The 16,858-nt window shown below is 68.1% G+C and carries 16 protein-coding genes and 1 pseudogene; 4 read left to right on the plus strand and 13 right to left on the minus strand.

What is annotated here, in order from left to right; genetic code table 11:
• From urtE to AB7O82_RS29490, 13 genes and pseudogenes are all read right to left on the minus strand, one after another.
• On the minus strand, positions 1-611 hold a 611-nt coding region (gene urtE, locus AB7O82_RS29430; protein ID WP_428620858.1), incomplete at its 3' end, for an urea ABC transporter ATP-binding subunit UrtE.
• A gap of 120 nt (positions 612-731) precedes the next feature.
• Positions 732-1,487 carry an urea ABC transporter ATP-binding protein UrtD gene (urtD, locus tag AB7O82_RS29435; RefSeq protein WP_428539087.1) on the minus strand — a complete coding sequence of 252 codons (756 nt, stop codon included), beginning with the start codon at positions 1,485-1,487 and terminating at the stop codon, positions 732-734.
• Positions 1,484-2,602: an urea ABC transporter permease subunit UrtC gene (urtC, locus tag AB7O82_RS29440; protein ID WP_428539085.1), complete on the minus strand. Its 1,119-nt coding sequence runs from the start codon at positions 2,600-2,602 to the stop codon at positions 1,484-1,486. The genes urtD and urtC overlap by 4 nt, the downstream gene beginning before the upstream one ends.
• A complete protein-coding gene (gene urtB, locus AB7O82_RS29445; protein WP_428539083.1) occupies positions 2,599-4,212 on the minus strand; it encodes an urea ABC transporter permease subunit UrtB in 1,614 nt (537 codons plus the stop codon). Before urtB ends, urtC begins: the two co-directional genes overlap by 4 nt.
• Positions 4,213-4,306: 94 nt before the next feature.
• Complete coding sequence (gene urtA / locus AB7O82_RS29450) at positions 4,307-5,599, minus strand: urea ABC transporter substrate-binding protein (RefSeq protein WP_428539081.1); 1,293 nt, start codon at positions 5,597-5,599, stop codon at positions 4,307-4,309.
• A 91-nt stretch (positions 5,600-5,690) separates the two neighbouring features.
• The gene (locus AB7O82_RS29455) at positions 5,691-6,260 is read right to left on the minus strand and encodes a HupE/UreJ family protein (RefSeq protein ID WP_428539079.1); all 570 of its coding nucleotides are present in this window, start codon (positions 6,258-6,260) and stop codon (positions 5,691-5,693) included.
• A 148-nt stretch (positions 6,261-6,408) separates the two neighbouring features.
• Complete coding sequence (gene ureG, locus AB7O82_RS29460; protein ID WP_428539077.1) at positions 6,409-7,044, minus strand: urease accessory protein UreG; 636 nt, start codon at positions 7,042-7,044, stop codon at positions 6,409-6,411.
• 46 nt (positions 7,045-7,090) lie between these two features.
• A pseudogene (locus tag AB7O82_RS29465) lies at positions 7,091-7,471 on the minus strand (DUF3995 domain-containing protein); the annotation flags it as partial.
• Positions 7,468-8,160 carry an urease accessory protein UreF gene (locus AB7O82_RS29470; RefSeq protein ID WP_428539075.1) on the minus strand — a complete coding sequence of 231 codons (693 nt, stop codon included), beginning with the start codon at positions 8,158-8,160 and terminating at the stop codon, positions 7,468-7,470. The gene AB7O82_RS29470 and the pseudogene AB7O82_RS29465, both read right to left, overlap by 4 nt.
• Positions 8,153-8,653 carry an urease accessory protein UreE gene (locus tag AB7O82_RS29475; protein ID WP_428539073.1) on the minus strand — a complete coding sequence of 167 codons (501 nt, stop codon included), beginning with the start codon at positions 8,651-8,653 and terminating at the stop codon, positions 8,153-8,155. Before AB7O82_RS29475 ends, AB7O82_RS29470 begins: the two co-directional genes overlap by 8 nt.
• A 261-nt stretch (positions 8,654-8,914) precedes the next feature.
• The gene (ureC, locus tag AB7O82_RS29480) at positions 8,915-10,960 is read right to left on the minus strand and encodes an urease subunit alpha (RefSeq protein WP_428539071.1); all 2,046 of its coding nucleotides are present in this window, start codon (positions 10,958-10,960) and stop codon (positions 8,915-8,917) included.
• A 156-nt stretch (positions 10,961-11,116) separates the two neighbouring features.
• A complete protein-coding gene (locus AB7O82_RS29485; RefSeq protein ID WP_428539069.1) occupies positions 11,117-11,419 on the minus strand; it encodes an urease subunit gamma in 303 nt (100 codons plus the stop codon).
• 45 nt (positions 11,420-11,464) lie between these two features.
• Positions 11,465-12,319 carry an urease accessory protein UreD gene (locus AB7O82_RS29490; RefSeq protein WP_428539067.1) on the minus strand — a complete coding sequence of 285 codons (855 nt, stop codon included), beginning with the start codon at positions 12,317-12,319 and terminating at the stop codon, positions 11,465-11,467.
• Between the two features lie 240 nt (positions 12,320-12,559).
• On the opposite strand from AB7O82_RS29490, the gene AB7O82_RS29495 reads away from it, so the two are divergent.
• The 4 genes from AB7O82_RS29495 to AB7O82_RS29510 form a co-directional block, all read left to right on the plus strand.
• Positions 12,560-13,552 (plus strand): extradiol ring-cleavage dioxygenase, encoded by a 993-nt coding sequence (locus AB7O82_RS29495; protein WP_428539065.1) that lies wholly within the window; start codon positions 12,560-12,562, stop codon positions 13,550-13,552.
• Positions 13,553-13,683: 131 nt separating this feature from the next.
• Positions 13,684-14,235 carry a transcription elongation factor GreB gene (gene greB / locus AB7O82_RS29500; protein ID WP_428539063.1) on the plus strand — a complete coding sequence of 184 codons (552 nt, stop codon included), beginning with the start codon at positions 13,684-13,686 and terminating at the stop codon, positions 14,233-14,235.
• A 26-nt stretch (positions 14,236-14,261) separates the two neighbouring features.
• The gene (locus tag AB7O82_RS29505) at positions 14,262-16,118 is read left to right on the plus strand and encodes an acyl-CoA synthetase (RefSeq protein ID WP_428539061.1); all 1,857 of its coding nucleotides are present in this window, start codon (positions 14,262-14,264) and stop codon (positions 16,116-16,118) included.
• Positions 16,119-16,382: 264 nt separating this feature from the next.
• On the plus strand, positions 16,383-16,858 hold a 476-nt coding region (locus AB7O82_RS29510; protein ID WP_428620859.1), incomplete at its 3' end, for a HalD/BesD family halogenase.

Genomic DNA, 16,858 nt, shown 5'->3' on the forward strand with positions numbered 1-16,858 from the left:
GCGAAATCGTCGGCCAGCTCGTGGGCGAACTCGAGGTACTGCTCGACCAGCAGGATCGCCATGTCGCCGCGCTGGCGCAGGAAGGTGATGGCGCGGCCGATATCTTTGATGACCGACGGCTGGATGCCCTCGGTCGGCTCGTCGAGTACCAGCAGCTTGGGCCGCATGGTGAGTGCGCGGCCGATTGCGAGCTGCTGCTGCTGGCCGCCCGACAGGTCGCCGCCGCGCCGCTTCAGCATCGACTGCAGCACCGGGAAGAGCTCGAACACCTCGTCGGGAATCTTCTTCTGGTCCCGGCCAAGCGGCGCAAAACCGGTCTCGAGATTCTCCTTCACGGTCAGCAGCGGGAAGATCTCGCGGCCCTGCGGCACCATGGCGACGCCGCGCCGGGCGCGCTCGTAGGGCGGCAGGCGCGAGACGTCCTCGTCGGCGAGCGCGATCGACCCTGACGCGATTGGTTGCAGGCCGACGATGGCGCGCAGCAGGCTGGTCTTGCCGACACCGTTGCGGCCCAACAGGCAGGTCACGCGGCCGATCGCGGCCGAGAGCGACACCGAGCGCAACGCCTGGGCGGCGCCGTAGTACAGATCGACGTTGCTGACCGCGAGCATCATGCCGTCACCTGCGAGAGATGGACTTCGACCACGCGCGGGCCGGCACCCACCGGCATTTTGCCAAACCTGGTGAGATAGACCTCGACCGCGCGCGGGTCGGCGCTCGCCGGCATGCCGTCACCTGCCGAGATAGACTTCGACGACGCGCGGGTCGGCGCTCACCTGGTCGAGCGTGCCCTCGGCCAGCATCGAGCCTTCGTGCAGCACCGTCACCTTGACGCCGAGCGCGCGCACGAAGCTCATGTCGTGCTCGACCACCACCACCGAATGGGTGCGGTTGATCTCGCGCAGCACCTGCGCCGTCGTCTCCGTCTCGACGTCGGTCATGCCGGCGACCGGCTCGTCGACCAGCAGCAGCTTGGGATCCTGGGCGAGCAGCATGCCGATCTCGAGCCACTGCTTCTGGCCGTGGCTGAGGCGCGCACCCAGCATGTGCTGCTGCGGCTCCATGCGGATGATCGAGAGGATCTCCTCCAGCCGCTGGTTCTCGGCCTTGGTCGCCTGGGCGATCAGGACACGATACCAGCTGCGCTGCCCCGCCAGGGCGAGCAGGAGGTTGTCGCGCACCGTGTGGTTCTCGAACACGGTAGGCTTCTGGAACTTGCGGCCGATACCCAGCGTCGCGATGTCGGCCTCGTCGAGCTTGGTGAGGTCGGCCTTGCCGTCGAACACGACCTCGCCCTCGTCGGGTCGTGTCTTGCCGGTGACGACATCCATCATGGTCGTCTTGCCGGCGCCGTTGGGGCCGATGATGGCGCGCATCTCGCCCGGCTCGACCAGAAGCGACAGGTTGTTCAGCGCCTTGAAGCCGTCGAACGACACGGTGACGCCACTGAGATAGAGCAGCGCGGAGGTGCTGCGCGGGGCGTTCATGCGGCGGCCCTCGCCTTACGGTCGCCGCCGCGGTTGCGGATCTGCGCCCACAGGCCGACCACGCCCTTGGGCAGGAACAGGGTGACAGCGATGAACAGGGCGCCGAGCGCGAACAGCCAGACCTCGGGCAGCGCGCCGGTCAGCCAGGTCTTGCCCCAGTTGACCAGGAAGGCACCGATCACCGGCCCGATCAGGGTGCCGCGGCCGCCGACGGCAACCCAGATCACCGCCTCGATCGAGTTGGCCGGCGAGAATTCGCTGGGGTTGATGATGCCGACCTGGGGCACGTAGAGCGCGCCGGCGACGCCCGCCATGGCGGCCGACAGCACGAAGACGAAGAGCTTGTAGCCCTCGACCCGGTAGCCCAGGAAGCGCATGCGGCTCTCGGCATCGCGCACCGCGGTGAGCGCCTTGCCGAAGCGCGAGCCGACGATCGCGCCGGAGATCACCAGGCCGAGCGCCAGCGCCAGGGCCGAGGCGAAGCACAGCACCGCGCGTGTGCCGTCGGCCTGCACCGGAAAGCCCAGGATGTCCTTGAAGTCGGTCATGCCGTTGTTGCCGCCCAGCCCCATGTCGTTGCGGAAGAAGGCCAGCATGAGGGCGAAGGTCATCGCCTGGGTGATGATGGAGAGGTAGACGCCGGTGACGCGGCTGCGGAAAGCGAACCAGCCGAGCGCGAAGGCGAGCACGCTCGGTACCAGGAGGATCATGATGGCGGCGAACCAGAATTGGTCGAAGCCGTGCCAGAACCAGGGCAGCTCCTTGTAGTTCAGGAACACCATGAAGTCGGGCAGGATCGGATTGCCGTAGACGCCGCGGCTGCCGATCTGGCGCATCAGGTACATGCCCATGCAGTAGCCGCCGAGCGCGAAGAAGGCGCCGTGACCGAGCGACAGAATCCCACAATAGCCCCAGACGAGATCGACGGCCAGAGCGAGCAGCGCGTAGCACAGGTACTTGCCGATCAGCTGCAGCACCCAGGCCGGCACGTGGAACGGATTGCCGGCCGGCACCAGCTGGTTGCTGAGTGCGAGCGCAAGGCCCAGCAGGAGCACGAGACCGATGAAGTAGCGCAGGTTGCGGTCGATGCCCTGCAGCAGGGTGCGCGTGATCATTCGACCGACCGGCCCTTCAGCGCGAACAGGCCGCGCGGGCGGCGCTGGATAAACAGGATGATGAACACGAGCACCAGGATCTTGCCCAGCACCGCGCCGGCATAGGGTTCGAGGAACTTGTTGACGATGCCGAGCGCGGTGGCGCCGACCAGGGTGCCGAACAGGTTGCCCACGCCGCCGAACACCACGACCATGAAGGAGTCGATGATGTAGCCCTGCCCGAGATTGGGGCTGACATTGTCGATTTGGCTCAGTGCCACGCCGGCCAGCCCGGCGATGCCGGAACCGAGGCCGAAGGTCAGCGCATCGACGCGCGGCGTGCGGATGCCCATGGCCGAGGCCATCGGCCGGTTCTGGGTGACGGCCCGCATGTAGAGGCCGAGGGCGGTCTTGCGCAGCAAGAGGATGAGCGTGGCGAACACGACCAGGGCGAACACGACGATCCACAGGCGGCCGTAGGTGACGGTGATCTGGCCGACCTGGAAGAAGCCCGACATCCACGAGGGTGCGCCGACCTCGCGGTTGGACGGGCCGAATATCGAGCGCACCGCCTGCTGCAGCACCAGCGACAGGCCCCAGGTGGCGAGCAGCGTCTCGAGCGGCCGGCCGTAGAGGAAGCGGATGATGCCGCGCTCGATGGCTATGCCGACCGCGCCCGCGACGATAAAGGCGAGCGGCAGGGCGATCACCAGCGAGGCGTCGAACAGGTGCGGCGCCGAGGTGCGGATGATGTCCTGCACCACGAAGGTCGTGTAGGCGCCCAGCATCACCATCTCGCCGTGCGCCATATTGATGACGCCCATGGTGCCGAAGGTGATGGCGAGCCCGATCGCCGCCAGGAGCAGCACGGAGCCCAGCGAGATGCCGTACCAGACGTTCTGGGCGGCCTCCCAGGCGGCCAGGGTCTGGCGCACGGACGTCGCCGCGGCAGTGGCGGCGGCCTTGACCTCGGCGTCGCTGGCGCTGTTGGCGGCACCCTGCAGGACGCTCAGCGCGTCGCGGTCGCCGCGATCGCGCAAGACGGCGATGGCGCCGAGCTTCTGCGGCTTGGGCGCATCCGAAGCGAGCACGACCGCCGCCCGCGCCTCGCTGAACGCCGCCTTGACACGCGGATCCTTCTCGGCCGCGATGGCCGCGTCGAGCGCGCCGAGCGCGGCCGGATCCGGGCGCTTCAGGAGGGAGTCGGCGGCGCCGCGGCGCACCCGGGCATCGGGGCTCATCAGGGTGAGCGAGCCGACGGCGGCCTCGATGACGCCACGCAGGCGGTTGTTGACGCGCACCCGGTCGAGCTCGGCCTCCGTGCCCGTACCGGCCGACTTGCCGGAGACCGCTTCGCTCAGCGCGAGCTGGTTGCCGTCGGGCTTGCCGATGACGACGACGTTGTCGGACTTGCGGACGTAGAGCTGGCCGGCCGCAAGCGCCTCGAGGATCGGCGCGGCCCGCGCCTCGCCGGACGCCGCCAGGGCGCCGATTGCCGTTTCGCGATCACCAAAACCGCCGGTGGTGAGGTTGGTCACCAGGGTGGAAAGGTCGGCGGCCAAGGCCATGCCGGCAATGGAGGCCGAAGCCAGGGCCAGCAGTAACCTTGCGAGCAGGCGCAGAAACGGCATGTCTCAGGATTAACTCGGAGATGAGAACGGGGCGACTCGAAAGTCGCCCCGCCCTGTTGGTTACTGGTATCGGCCTGCAATCAGGCGGCCGGGCCTACTTGCCCTTGCCGCCGCACTTGCCGGTGGCGACGTTGAAGTTGCCGCAGTTCAGCGGCTTGCGCCAATCGGAGATGAGGTCCTTGGAGTCGGGCAGATAGTCCGACCACTCGTCGCCGACCACCAAGCCGGAAGTCTGCCACACCACGTCGAACTGGCCGTTGCCCTGGATCTCACCGATCAGCACCGGCTTGGTGATGTGATGGTTGGGCATCATGGCCGAGTAGCCACCCGACAGGTTGGGCACGGCAATGCCGATCAGGGCATCGATGACCGCGTCGGAATCCGTCGTGCCGGCCTTCTTGACCGCCTCGATCCACATCTGGAAGCCGATCACGTGGGCTTCCATCGGATCGTTGGTAACGCGCTTGGGATTCTTGGTGAAGGTCTGCCAGGTCTTGATGAAGGCCTCGTTGGTGGGGTTCTTCACCGACTGGAAGTAGTTCCAGGCCGCCAGATGGCCGACCAGCGGCTTGGTGTCGACGCCGGCGAGTTCCTCTTCGCCCACCGAGAACGCCACGACCGGGATGTCCTTGGCCTTGATGCCGGCGTTGCCCAGCTCCTTGTAGAACGGCACGTTGGCGTCGCCGTTGATGGTCGAGACCACAGCCGTCTTCTTGCCGGCCGAGCCGAACTTCTTGATTTCCGCCACGATCGACTGCCAGTCGGAATGACCGAACGGCGTGTAGTTGATCATGATATCTTCCTGCTTGACGCCCTTCTGCTTGAGGTACGCCTCGAGGATCTTGTTGGTGGTGCGCGGATAGACGTAGTCGGTGCCGGCGAGCACCCAGCGCTGCACCTTCTCGTTCTGCATCAGGTAGTCGACGGCCGGAATCGCCTGCTGGTTCGGCGCCGCACCGGTGTAGAACACGTTGCGCGAGCTTTCCTCGCCCTCGTACTGCACCGGGTAGAAGAGGATGCCGTTCAGCTCCTCGAACACCGGCAGCACCGACTTGCGGCTGACCGAGGTCCAGCAGCCGAACACCGCCGCGACCTTGTCCTTCTGCAGGAGTTCGCGCGCCTTCTCGGCGAACAGCGGCCAGTTCGACGCCGGATCGACGACCACAGCCTCCAGCTTGCGGCCCAGCACGCCGCCCTTCTTGTTCTGCTCGTCGATCAGCATCAGCATGACGTCCTTCAGGGTCGTCTCGCTGATCGCCATCGTGCCCGACAATGAATGAAGAATGCCGACCTTGATCGGCGCGCCTTGGGCGAACGCGCTTCCCGCGGCGCCGGCCAGCAAGCCGGCGGCGACGAGGCCCGTCCGCACGATTGAACCCAGTTTCATCCCGCTCTCCTTGATATCCGACGGAATCTCCCCGTCGATTCCTCGCGAGAGCGAAAGTCGTGCCAAACCCGGGCCACGGCCCAGGATAAGTTCAATTGGCGAACAGGAACAGGGCGCCGCCCGCCGCGACCATGCCGCCCAGCGCGCGCAACCCGACCTCGCCGATACCCCGGCGCACGAGCCAACCGAGGAACAACCCGGCGCCTTCCAGGACGGCGGTCGCGGCCATGAGCCCCAGGATGTAGGGGACCGGCGCCGCAGCGGGCGCTTCCATTGCGTGGGCGTAGCCGTGAAAGACGGCGAAGGCACCGACGACCGCCATCGCCAGAGCGGCCGACAGACGCACGCCTCCGGCGATCAGGCCGCCGAGGACAAAAACCGAGGCCAGTATCGCAGCCTCGACAAGAGGCAGTTTTGTGCCTGCAAATCCGGCAACTGCCCCTGCAGCCATCATGGTCAGGAAGGCGGCCGGAACCAGAAAGGCGAGCGCGGCCTTGCGATTTGCGAGCAGGAATGCCCAAACGCCCACGCCGACGACAGCCAGGACATGGTCGATGCCGGTGAAGGGATGGAGGAAGCCCGGATCGTCGTGGCCGGAATGAGCCATGGCTGGGCCGGCAAGAGTCACCAGCAGAGCGGTGAGGCCAATCGTTCGAGTCATGTTCTACCCCTTACCTGTTAGCGTTAGAGCGGCATTTTCCTGTGTTGGTCATGCTCTTCCGGAGCACGAGCGTCCCGCTCGCTCAGAGTCATGAGCGAGCGGGACGCTCGCGCTCCGGAAGACTATGACCATGATCCTTCTCGAAAGCTCAACTGCTTTTGACAGTACGCCGTTCGGGCAGGCCACCCTGCCGAACAATGAAGGCAACGACATCCTCTACTCCCTTGTTCTCCTTGAGATTGGAGAACAGGAAGGGCCGCGCGCCGCGCATCCGGCGGGCGTCGCGGTCCATGACATCGAGGTTGGCGCCGACCAGCGGCGCGAGATCGATCTTGTTGATGACAAGAAGATCGGAGCGAGTGATTCCCGGTCCGCCCTTGCGCGGGATCTTCTCGCCGGCCGCCACGTCGATGACGTAGATCGTGAGGTCGGCCAGCTCGGGAGAGAAGGTGGCGGCGAGGTTGTCGCCACCCGATTCGACGAACACGATCTCGAGGCCAGGCCATTTGCGCACGATGTCCGATACGGCGGCGAGGTTGATCGAGGCGTCCTCGCGGATCGCCGTGTGCGGGCAGCCGCCGGTCTCGACGCCGACGATGCGCTCGGGCTGCAGTGCGCCGGAGCGGGTCAGGAACTCGGCATCTTCCTTGGTGTAGATGTCGTTGGTGACGACGGCGATGTCGTAGGCCCCGCGCATCGACTTGCACAGGCGTTCGACCAGCGCGGTCTTGCCCGAGCCGACCGGGCCGCCGACGCCCACCCTCAACGGGCCACGCACGCTCATTGCCGCTCCATCTCCCCCGCCAGCAGCGCAAGATAGCCCACCCCATCAGGAGGCAGTACGGCGAATAATAGCGGCGGTCGCGCGTGGCAAAAGGCTCATCGCCGAACCGGCCGCGCCAGCGCGGGCTGTAGCCGGCAAAGCCGCGGGCGATGAACAGCCCGCCGATGGCGAAGCTTCCCGCCAGCACGACGGGGACCTCGTCGCGTCCCAGCATGAAGAAGGGCCACAGGGCAACGATCGCGAGCAGGGCGGCCACCGTGAAGCACTGCCAGGCCGGTGGCATGCGCCTTCGGCCGTCGCCGACGACGCTCCTTGCCAGGGCTTCCTCGTTTGCCTCCGGCCAGGTGCTGCCGAGCCCCCACAGGGCGTGCACCGCCGCAGCCGCGCCGACGCCGAGGAACAGCAGGATCGCCAGAACGAGATTCATGAGCGGAACAGGCGCGTGTACTGGGTCTCGTGGCGCATCGAGCACCAGTCGAGCAGCGGCGTGCAAGTGCCGACGTCGTCGAGCGACCTCACGGCGAGGGCCGCCGAGGCCGCCTTCCGCACGGCGCGCTCCAGGGAGGCCAGCGCGATCTGGCCGTCGCTCTGGCCGAGCGGGACGGAGCGCACGGCGGCCGAGATCAGGTTGGCGACGAAGGCATGCAGATAGCCATCGAGAGCGCGCGCGAGGGCGATGTCGTGCGCGGCGGCGGCCAGCGCCACGGCCACCGGCAGGCTGATCTCGCCCGCCAGGCGCTGGTGCGTCTCCTCGAGCGCCGGATGGGGCCACGCAACCCGCGTCATCGCCAGGAACGAGCCGCCCTGCTGGCGCGATTCGAGCGCCATCTCGGAGGTGCCGCGCCAGGCCGCCGCGCGCTCGGCGATGGCGTCGAAGGCCGGCCAGTCATGGTCGGTCGCGGCCTGCCAGGCAGCGGCGAACAAGGCGCCGTCGACCGCGCCGGTGCCATGCAGGAGCACGCTTTCCAGCCATCGCACCAGCGTCGGCCGATCCTTGATGAAGCCCTCCTCGACCGCGGTCTCGATGCCGTGGCTGTAGCTGAAGGCGCCGATCGGATAGCTCGGCGACAGCCAGGCGAGCAGGCGATAGATCGGGTCGGTCGCCGGCTCAGCCACGGCGATCCCCGTGGCGTTCCTCATGAAGCGGCCCGTGCCGGTGCCCGAGATCGTGATTGTGCTGGCCGTAGGCACCGCCCTCGGGGTCGAACGCGGTGCGCACCTTGCGCACGTCGGCGCCCAGCCCCTTCAGCATGTCGATGATCACGTGATCGTCGCGGATCAGGATCCTGTCGCTGTCAATTTGCGCCGGCAAGTGGCGATTGCCGAGATGCCAGGCGATCCGGGCGAACGCGGCGGCATCGCGGCCGCGAATCTCGACCAGGTCTTCGTCGGCCGCCCTGACCTCGACTATGCCGCCCTCCTCCAGCCGGAGCCCGTCGCCGGTGTGCAGGACGACGGGCTCGACCAGGTCGAGCAGGAAGTCGAGCCCGCCATCGCCCAGCATGCGCAACCGGCGGCGGTACCGGTCATCGAACAAGAGGGTGACGGTGTCGGCCCGCTGCTCGACCGGCCAGCCGCCGGCCCGGACCACTTCGACCGCGCGTTTCACAAGAGTCCTTCCTCCCCAGCTCCGCTGGGGAGGTGTCGCCGTCTTACGGCGACCTGCCTCCGCCGAAGCGAAGCTGCTTCGGCTTCGCGCAGGCAGGCGGAGGGGTCATGCATCAAGCGGACCGCGGGCGTCTCGCGCGCTCTTCTCATGAGCGGGCGAGACGCCCGCGGTCCGGAAGGACCATGACCCTCGGCCCCGTATGACGGGGCACCTCTCCAGCGAAGCTGGGGAGGAGAAGAAGAGTGCACGACACGCCCATCCTCAAAACAAGAAATACCGCTGCGCCATGGGCAGCACCGTGGCCGGCTCGCAGGTCAGGAGCTCGCCGTTGGCGCGCACCTCATAGGTCTCGGGATCGACTTCGATCTCGGGGCACAAGTCGTTGTGAATCATGTTCTTCTTGCCGATCTTGCGCGTGTTCTTGACGGCGAGAAGGGCGCGCGTCAGGCCCCATTTCCTGGCGACTCCCCTGGTGATCGCAGCCTGCGACACGAACAGCGCCGGGCTGGCGACCAGGCTGCGGCCGAAGCCGCCGAACATCGGGCGGTAGTGCACGGGCTGCGGCGTGGGGATCGAGGCGTTGGGATCGCCCATCGGGGCGGCCACGATGGAGCCACCGATCAGCACGGCATCCGGCTTGGCGCCGAAGAAGGCGGGCGCCCAGATCACCAGGTCGGCCCGCTTGCCAACCTCGATCGAGCCGACATGGCGCGCGATTCCGTGGGTGATCGCCGGGTTGATCGTGTACTTGGCGACGTAGCGCTTGACCCGGACATTGTCGTTGTCGCCCTGCTCCTCCTTCAGGCGGCCGCGCTGCTTCTTCATCTTGTCGGCCGTCTGCCAGGTGCGGATGACGACCTCGCCGACGCGGCCCATGGCCTGGCTGTCGGACGACATCATCGAGAAGGCACCCATGTCGTGCAGGATATCCTCTGCCGCGATGGTCTCCTTGCGGATGCGGCTTTCGGCGAAGGCCACGTCCTCGGGGATGGCGGCATCGAGATGATGGCACACCATCAGCATGTCGAGATGCTCGTCGACGGTGTTGACGGTGTAAGGCATGGTCGGATTGGTCGACGACGGCAGCACGTTCTTCTCGCCGCACAGCCGGATGATGTCGGGCGCGTGGCCGCCGCCCGCGCCCTCGGTGTGGAAGGTGGCGATGGCGCGCCCCTTGAAGGCGGCCCGCGTGGTCTCGACGAAGCCCGACTCGTTCAAGGTGTCGGTGTGGATCGCCACCTGGACGTCCATGCGGTCGGCGATGCTCAGGCAATTGTCGATCGCCGCCGGCGTGGTGCCCCAGTCTTCGTGCAACTTCAGCCCGCAGGCGCCGCCATCGACCTGCTCCTTGAGGCCGGCCGGTTTGCTGGTGTTGCCCTTGCCGAAGAAGCCGAGATTCATCGGCAGGCCTTCGGCCGCCTGCAGCATGCGGCCGATATGCCACGGCCCCGGAGTGATGGTGGTCGCGAAGGTGCCGTGCGCCGGCCCGGTGCCGCCGCCCAGCATGGTGGTGATGCCGCTGTACAGCGCATCGTCGACCTGCTGCGGGCAGATGAAGTGGATGTGGCAGTCGATGCCGCCCGCGGTGACGATCTTGCCCTCCCCGGCAATGATCTCGGTGCCCGGCCCGATCACGATGTCGACGCCGGGCTGCACGTCGGGATTGCCGGCCTTGCCGATGCCGACGATTCGGCCGTCCTTGAGGCCGATATCGGCCTTCACGATGCCCCAGTGGTCGATGATCAGCGCATTGGTGATGACGGTGTCGACGGCACCCTGGGCGCGCGTGCGCTGGCTCTGGCCCATGCCGTCGCGGATCACCTTGCCGCCGCCGAACTTCACCTCCTCGCCGTAGGTCGTGTGGTCCTTCTCGACCTCGACGAACAGGTCGGTGTCGGCGAGCCGCACCTTGTCGCCGACCGTCGGCCCGAACATGTGGACATAGGCCGCGCGCGAGATGCGCGTCGGCCCCTCATTCGAGGGGCCGGACTTGGCGATGCGGCCGAGCCTGCCCGAGACCTTGGCCTGGAAACCGTGGCTCTCGCGGCCGCCGAGATAGGGCGTGAGACGAACGGTGCGAGACTGGCCGGGCTCGAACCGCACCGCGGTCCCGGCGGCGATGTCGAGCCGCATGCCCCTGGCGCGCGCGCGGTCGAACTTCAGCGCCTCGTTGGTCTCGAAGAAATGATAGTGGCTGCCGACCTGGATCGGCCGGTCGCCGGTGTTGGCGACCTCCAGCGTGATCGGGTTGCTGCCCTTGTTGAGCTCGAGCTCGCCCGGCGCGCTGAGGATCTCTCCCGGCTTCATCAGGGTTCTCCCATGAAGATCGGGGCGGGTACCGCCCCGAACTTCACAACATCGTGGTGCGCGCCGGCGTGCTGGGTGTTCCCCAGAAAAATCGGGGCAGGCACTGCCCCGACTTTTTTCGGCATTGTGGTGCATGTGCGCATGCTGGGGGGCTCCTCAGCGGATCGGGGCGTGGACGGTGACGAGCTTGGTGCCGTCGGGGAAGGTCGCCTCGACCTGGATCTCGTCGATCATGTCGGCGATGCCGTCCATCACCTGCTCGCGGCGCACGACCTTGGCGCCGTCCTGCATCAGCTCGGCCACGGTGCGGCCGTCGCGCGCGCCCTCGACGACGAAATCGGTGATCAGCGCCACCGCCTCCGGATGGTTGAGCTTCACGCCGCGCTCGAGGCGGCGGCGCGCCACCTGGGCCGCCATGGCAATCAAGAGCTTGTCCTTTTCGCGTGGCGTCAGATGCATCGAGCGTTTCCCCCAGCCGGTGTGGCCCGACTATAAAAGGCTGCATCAAACATGCCAGACTCGCGGCAGCCGGCGGCCACTGAAATCGGTGAGAAACCGGATGGCGGCGCGCCGCACCGCCGTCGCCTCGCCGAGCACGCGGGCGACCATCACGCCGTTGACCAGGGTGACTGCAGCGCGCGCCTCGGTGACCGTCTCCAGCAGCGTGCGTGCCGCCTCGAAGCGCGGCTGCGGATCGTCCCAGACGCCGATCACGGTGGCCAGCGCGTTGGACGCGCCGAAGCCCGCACCCTCCGCAGTCTCGCCCTCGACCCGCAAGGCGTCGGTCCAGACGAGTCGCCCGGTACGGCGCACCGACCAGCTGTCGAGCAGCAGGCCCGAGATGAAACGCTCGCCCGAGGCGGCGCGGCCCAGCACCACCATCTCGCAGGCAAGCAGCGCGGCACCCGGCTCGACGTCTGCAACGGTTCGCCGCTTCAGCCGCGCGCCCTGGAAGACGATCGTCTCCTGCGGCAGCCAGTCGAGCGTCGCCCCTTCGGCCAGGCGCAGCGATACATCGATGCTGCAAGGGCCGCCGCCCGGGGCAGCCCGATAGACCTTCTCCGCCGCCTGGGTCGTCGCCGCGGCGGTCGCCCCGGGTCCGATCTCGATCGCCATCCTGAGCGCATCGCCGCCGGTCACGCCGCCGGAGGTGGTGAGCAACACGGCCTGCGGCGGCTCGCCCGGCTCGGGCTCGGGGAACAGCACCCGACACGGATCGCGCTGATAGAGATCGCCGAGGCGCGTCCTGCCGTCGCGCAGGTCGAAGGCGACGCGGCTTTCGCCGGAGGCGCGCTGCAGGCGCGGGCGGCTGGGGGGATCCGGCGGGGGAGTCGACGACGGAACGCGTGGTGCCGACACCCCTGTCATCCGGGAAAGGCTGGGAGCGCGCCAGTCATGGATGCGGACATTAGCATCAATCGAGGAGCGCTCATGCTCTTGTGGACCGCGGGCGTCCCGCCCGCTCATGAATCATGAATCATGAGGGGGCGGGAGGCCCGCGGTCCGGAAGACCATGACACGCGAGGGCCCGCCCGATAGCCGCGGGGGCCGGAATGTCGCAGGATGGCTGCGCGGTACAACGACATCCGGAAGAACACCATGGCCCGCATCGTCTTGGGACTGGGAACGTCGCACACCCCGCTGCTGACGCTCGAGGGGTCGCGCTGGATCGAGCGCGCGGCAGACGACCTGCGCAGCCGGCGTCTGAACACGTCGGACGGACGATGGTTGACCTACGACCAGCTGCTGGCCGAGGTCGGCGATCGCCATGCGGCGGTGAGCACGCCCGAGCATTTCGTCGCCAAGGCGGCGATCTGCCAGGCCGCACTCGACCGGCTGGCCGACGACCTGGCCGACGCGGCGCCCGATGTCGTGGTCATCATCGGCGACGACCAGGACGAGTTGTTCAGCCTGTCGAACATGCCGGCGGTATCGATCTTCTACGGCGAGAGGATCGTGACGCGGCCGCGCCGCATCGATGCCGGCTCGCCGTCCTGGCTGCCGACGGTGGCCAAGGGCTATGCCATGGACCGGGCGCACGCCTTCGCGGGCGCACCGGCCTTCGCCCTCGAGCTGATCGAGCGCCTGATCGCGGCCGACGTCGATGTCGGGGCGGCCGCCCGGGTCGACGATCCGCAGCATGCCGGCTTCGGGCATGCCTACGGATTTGTCGTGCGACGGCTGTTCGGCGGCAGGTCCATCCCGATCGTGCCGGTCCTGCTCAACACCTACTATCCGCCCAACGTCCCGACGCCGGCGCGCTGCCATGACCTCGGCCGCCATCTCAAGGAAGCGATCGAGAGCAGCCCGTCGGCCGAGCGCGTCGCCATCATCGCCTCGGGCGGCCTCAGCCACTTCGTGGTCGACGAGCAGCTCGACCGCCTGGTCCTCGACGCCCTGCTGGCGGGCGATCGGCAGGCGCTGCGCACCCTGCCGCCCCCGGCGCTGATCGGCGGCTCGTCGGAGATCCGCAACTGGATCGCGCTGGCCGGCGCCATCGACGGCCTCGAGAACCAGTGGCACGAGTACCAGCCGCTCTACCGCACGCCGGCCGGCAGCGGCATCGGCGTCGCCTTCGCGGCATGGCGGTGAGCGCTCATGCTCTTCCGGACCGCGAGCGGCTCGCTCGCTCATGAACTTGGGCGAGCGAGACGCTCGCGGTCCGGAAGAGCATGAATCCCGCGGCTGGCGCCCTGCCCCCGACCGGCTAGACTGGCGGCGTCATGAGCAAGGCCTTCACCAAGGAAACCGACAACGACGCCGACGACGATCTCCCCGACGAGATCGCGGGCCTCCCCGCCGGCGCCAAGAACTACATGACCCCGGCGGGCTTCGCGCGCCTGCGCGAGGAGCTGATGACATTGATGCGCAAGGAGCGGCCCGAGGTGGTGCAGCTCGTGTCATGGGCGGCAGCCAACGGCGACCGTTCGGAGAATGGCGACTATCTCTACGGCAAGAAGCGCCTGCGCGAGATCGATCGCCGCATCCGCTTTCTGTCGAAGCGCCTGGAGCGCTCGGAGGTCGTCGATCCGGCACAGCGGCCGAAGACCGACCAGGTGTTCTTCGGCGCGACGGTGACCTGGGCCAACTCCAAGGGCGCGGAGCGCATCATCAAGATCGTCGGCGTCGACGAGGTCGATCCGGGCAATGGCCATGTCAGCTGGATATCGCCCATCGCACGCGCCGTGCTCAAAGCCTACGAAGGCGATGTCGTGCGCATGCGCACGCCGGCCGGCGAAGAAGAGATCGAGATCATAAAGGTCGAGTACGTCTGACCTCGTATCAAACGGGAAACGCCGAGATGAAGATTCGCACGCTAGCCGACATTGTCGAGCTCGAGCGGGTGCTGGTGGCCGACCGCATCCGCCGGCGCAACGTTGCCGAGATCCTGCGCGATGCCGCGGCCAGCCATGGCAACCGCACCGCCTTCCGCTTCCTGTCGGGCAGCGGTCCGGGCGATCCGGTGCGCGACGTCGGCTACGGCGAGATGATGCGCCGCGTGACCCAGGCGGCGAACCTGCTGCATGCCCACGGCATCGGGCCGAACGACACCGTGACGCTGCTGCTGCCCGGCCTGCCGGAAACCTTCATCGCCCTTTGGGCCGCCGAGATCGGCGCGGTCGCCAACCCGGTGAACTACTTCCTCGACGCCACCCAGATCGCCGGCATCATGAAGGAAGCCGGCGCGCGGGCCCTGATCGCCGCCGGCGCCTCGATCTTCCCCGACATCTGGCCGAAGGTGGAAGCAATCCGCAAGGCGATGCCCGACCTCGTGGTGTTCCGCATCGGCAACGACAAGACGGTGACCGGTGCCGTCGACTTCGAGGCCGCCTGCGCGCGGCAACCCGATGACCGGCTGCTTGCGCCCAAGTCGCTGGATCGCGACACCGTCGCCGCGCTGTTCCATACCGGCGGCACCACCGGCCTGCCCAAGCTCGCCAGGCACACGCACGGCGCCCTCGCCCTGATGGCATGGACCAACACCGCGATGTTCGATCTCGGACCGGGCACCGTGTTGCTGAATCCATTGCCACAGTTCCATGTCGGCGGCTCGCTGTTCGGCGGCCTGGCGCCGATCGCCAACGGCTGGACGGTGGTGATCCCGACGCCGCTCGGCGCGCGCAACCCCAACGTGGTGCGGGACTGGTGGGGCATCGTCGAGCGCAATCGCGTCGGCATTGCCGGCGCCGTGCCGACCACCCTGGCCGCGATCATGAACGTGCCGCGCGACGGCCACGACCTCTCGTCGCTGAGGGCCTTCGTGACCGGCGGCTCGACCGTGCCGGTCGAGCTGATCCGCCGCATCGAGCGCGAGGTGGGCGCGCCGGTAATCGAGGGCTACGGCATGACCGAGGTCCATTGCTACTCGACCATGAACCCGCTGCACGGCGAGCGGCGCACCGGCTCGGTCGGCCTGCGCATGCCCTACACCGAGATCCGCATCGCCGACGTGGCACCCGACGGCACCATCCGAGGCGATTGCCCCTTGGGCGAGATCGGCCACGTGCTGATGCGCGGGCCCCAGGTGACGCCGGGCTACCTCGATCCGCGCCACGACCGCGGCGCCACGCTGGCCGACGGCTGGCTCGATTCGGGCGATCTCGGCCGGCTCGATGCCGAGGGCTACCTGTGGCTGACCGGACGCTCCAAGGACCTGATCATCCGCGGCGGCCACAACATCGACCCGATCGTGATCGAGGAGGCGCTGACCCGCCATCCCGCGGTCGAGACCGCGGCCGCCGTCGGCCTGCCCGACACCTATGCCGGCGAGCTGCCGATGGCCTTCGTGCAGCTGCGGCCCGATGCCGACGCCTCGCCCGAGGCGCTGCGCGAGTTCTGCCGCCGCGAGATCCCCGAGCGCGCCGCGGTGCCGGTCCAGGTCGTGCAGATCCCCGTCATGCCGGTGACCGGCGTCGGCAAGATCTTCAAGCCAGCGCTGCGCCTGCAGGCGGCTCAGCTTGCCTTCGAGGCCGCCCTGGCGCCGCTCGGCGCGGAAGGCGTCACGGCCACGGTCACGGTGCGCAACGACGCCACCCACGGCACCTTGGCGGTGGTGCGCATTCCCGCATCCTCGTCCGGCTCGCGCGAGGCTATCGCGAAGCGCTGCGGCGAACTGCTGGGCGGCTACCAGATCCGTCACGCAATCGACTTCGAGTGACGAGGCGCCCTCATGCGGACCGCGGGCGTCTCGCCCGCTCATTGCTGGGAGCGCGCCACTCCGATGGCGCTCATCTTGTGATCACAGATCCCTGGGCGCCATCGGAGTGGCGCGCTCCCAGCGAAGGCCCATGTGCGGGCGGGCCCCTTCGGCAAGCTCACAGCAGGCGCCCGCGGTCCGCATGAGGGTGTGGCGCGCTTCCGGCCCGTCACGCAATCGACTTCGAGTGGTGGTAGCGAGCGCGCGGGATCGCAGGAACACTCGGTGCTGGTGGAACTCGGCGCAGGGACAACGGTCGTGGCCGCAGGCGCGTTCGGCGTCGCCCGGTGGCGGCGTGCGCGTCTTTATCGCGCGCACGCCGTCAAGGTGGCGGACATCATGCGTTCGAACCCGCTCGAGCTTCGCCTTGAACGCCACGGCGTACCGGGCTTCGACAAGGCCCTGGTCAAGGTTCCCGATTTCCTGCCGGCCGGCGTGTTCGCCCGACTGCGCTCCGACATCCTGGCTCTCGACGCCCAGGAGCGCGCCCACGTGCCGATCATGCGCCGCGGCGCGACGGCAGCGTACGAGACCCTGATCGCCGAGGTGCCGAGCGTCGTCGCCTGCTATCATTCGCCCGACCTGATGCGCTTCATCTCGCGCGTCGTCGGCGCCGCGGTCGCGCCGACGCCGATCAACGACCAGAGCTCGCTGTCGATCCTGCATTACGACCGGCCGCTCGATCACATCGGCTGGCACCA

This window comes from Reyranella sp. (assembly GCF_050185545.1).
Classification (GTDB): Bacteria; Pseudomonadota; Alphaproteobacteria; order Reyranellales; family Reyranellaceae; genus Reyranella.